The sequence below is a fragment of the Vicinamibacteria bacterium genome, from assembly GCA_035620555.1.
Lineage (GTDB): Bacteria > Acidobacteriota > Vicinamibacteria > Marinacidobacterales > SMYC01 > DASPGQ01.
The window spans coordinates 1-2,614 of sequence record DASPGQ010000438.1 but is presented as its reverse complement, the minus strand read 5'-3'; the positions used below and the strand labels follow the sequence as shown (position 1 = coordinate 2,614).

Here is a 2,614-nt window from a genome sequence, read left to right as displayed (position 1 = left end):
GCTACGGTGATGGCGGTGTGGCTCAACGATCGTGCCTTCATGCGCTCCTGCCTATCTCAAATGGGTCTCTTTGATATGGTCGGCCGTCCTCAGGGCCTGGGCCGCGATCGTGAGGGCGGGGTTCACGGCGGCCGATGACGGGAAGAAGGACGCGTCGACGACGAATAGATTCTCGACGTCGTGGGACCGGCACCATGGATCCAGAACCGATGTCTTCGAATCGGTGCCGAAAACCGCGGTGCCACACTGATGCGTGGTGTTGAAGTCACCGAGAGGGATCGCCATGACGAACCAGGCACCGACCTTGCGGAGCAACCGCCGGGTGAGGGCGACGAGCTCCCGGTGGGCCTCGACGTTGGACACCTCCCGTTGGAGCCGGATGCGCCCGTCGGTCGTCAGAGTCACGCGATTCTCGGGACTGGGCAGATCCTCGCTCATGGCGAGCCACTCGACTCCGCGCGCGAACCACGCGTCGTAGGCCCAGTTGGGCACTTGGCGGGACCCCGGCGGCCCAGCGGCCCTCGCAATGGCCGCGTGGGAGCGTCCCTGCGACTGAAGGTGTCCGAGGGGGTAGTCGGCATCGGGACCGCGTAAGTAGAAATCGTTGATGGCGACGGTTTTTTGAAACCTGGTGTCGTGGCGGGGCGGCATGAAGGCGCCGAGCATGGTGACGACGTGGGACATGTAGTTGCGGCCCACGAGGCCTGACGAGTTCGCCAGCCCGTTGCAATGGACGTCATTACTCGAGCGCAGGAGCAGAGCGGCAGAATTCACCGCGCCACAGGAGACGACGAAGAGCGGCGCTTCGACGCGTACCGGCTGACCCTCGCGTATCACCTCCGCTGCGACCACCTTGTCGCCGCTCCCGTTCGTCACTAGGCGCTCGGTATAAGCGCTAGTCCACAGCGTGACGTTGTCGTGCTCGAGTGCGGGTGTTACCGAGCAGACGTCGGCGTCGCTCTTCGCCCGTATCTTGCAGGGGTACGAGTTGCACGTATTGCAGAGGATGCAGCCGCCGGGCTCGCCCGGATGCAACACCCCGAGGGGCAGATACGACGGGTGCAGCCCGAGGGCACGCAGTCGTTCGACGATGACGGCGATTCGCCCCTGGTGTTCCACGGGTGGGTGCGGGAACGGTCCTCGCGGCGGCTCGGTCGGGTCGGCTCCATCTCGGCCATGGACGTGATAGAGGTGCTCGGCGCGATCGTAATAAGGGGCAAGCGTCTCGTAGCTAATGGGCCATGCAGGTGAGACTCCGCCCCGGTGCTGGAGCTCGCGGAAGTCCTCGCGCCGCAGACGAAACAGTACGGACCCCCAGAACTTCGAGTTGCCTCCGACACAATAGTGGGTGTAGGGAACGAACTCCCTTCCGAGCCGGTCGACCCAGCGCTCGGACGTTCGATACCTGAGATCACCCCACACCGCGTGAGGACTCCAGTTCTCGTCCTCCTGGGGAACGAAGTCGCCCCGCTCGACGATGAGGATGCGCGCTCCCGTCCCCGCCAGGGTATAGGCCACCGTCCCCCCTCCCGTGCCGCTGCCAATGATGACGATGTCGAAGTCGAAACGTCCGGCGATGGTCACGAGCAGGCGAGCTCCATGGAATCCGCGCTCGCATACACGGCGTCCATCAAACGATGGTCCTCTCTCGCCCGTTCGAGGCTCATCTCGGGCGTGGTTCCCTTCTTGATGGCGCTGACGAAGTCGCGATACATGGCACGGTATCCGCGGATGTCGCGGAAGCCGGGCAAGAGTTTTAGTCGGGGCAGACGTCGACGCCTACCTCGCACCAAAATGAACACGCCGTTTGACTCGAAGGTGATGATGCCTTCGCGGCCGAAGAGCTTCGACAACCGAAGCCCGCCGAGGAGGGACGGAATCTCCCGCGAATAGTACAGAGCGCCCACCGCACCGGTGTCGTACTGGAAAGCGACCAGCATGCTCTTGCGCCGCGCGTCCCCATGAAGCGGCCCGTCGCTTGCCGGCGGCGGCCGGTAGCCGTGGATGGTGCGAATCCGGGGCCCCAGGCTCGAAGCGATGTGCAGCCAGTGGATTCCCTCCTCGAAGAAGGCATCGCCTCCGGCCATGGCCTCATCGTTGCGCCAATCGTCGGCCGACTTGGGCTTCTTCATGATCGTGACGAAATGTCCAAACACCAGTTCTCCGATTACGCCACTGGCGAGCAGGCGACGAAGCTCGACACAAAGCGGTTTGTAATGATCGTTCTCACCCACGATCACCACCCGACCGCTCCGAGCGCGCGCCTCGATGACGGTCTGGTAGTCATCGAGATTGGGAAACGCGGGCTTCTCTACGAGGACGTGCTTGCCCATTGCCAGCGCCTGAACGGTCAGCTCGAGATGATAGCGCGTCGGAAGCGCCACCACCACGGCATCGACGGCGGGATCACTAAGTGCGTCGTCGTAGCCGCCGTAGTGTCCCACGCCGCCGAACTGACGCTGATATTCCGCGGCGCGCGAGGGGTCGCGACTGGCATAACTGAAGACGACGTCCGAACGCATTTTTTGCAGATGCCGACTGTGCACCCGGGCGATGAACCCGCATCCAAGGAAGCACAGGTGAATGGGCTTCAAACACCGACTCCGCCGTCATC

Annotated in this window: 2 protein-coding genes; both read right to left on the bottom strand. The window is 63.6% G+C overall.

Annotated elements, in window-relative coordinates; genetic code table 11:
- Positions 1-51 precede the first annotated feature (51 nt).
- Positions 52-1,584, bottom strand: a complete 1,533-nt coding sequence (locus tag VEK15_17745) for a GMC family oxidoreductase (protein ID HXV62547.1) — start codon at positions 1,582-1,584, stop codon at positions 52-54.
- A complete protein-coding gene (locus VEK15_17740; protein ID HXV62546.1) occupies positions 1,581-2,594 on the bottom strand; it encodes a Gfo/Idh/MocA family oxidoreductase in 1,014 nt (337 codons plus the stop codon). The genes VEK15_17745 and VEK15_17740 overlap by 4 nt, the downstream gene beginning before the upstream one ends.
- Positions 2,595-2,614 lie beyond the last annotated feature (20 nt).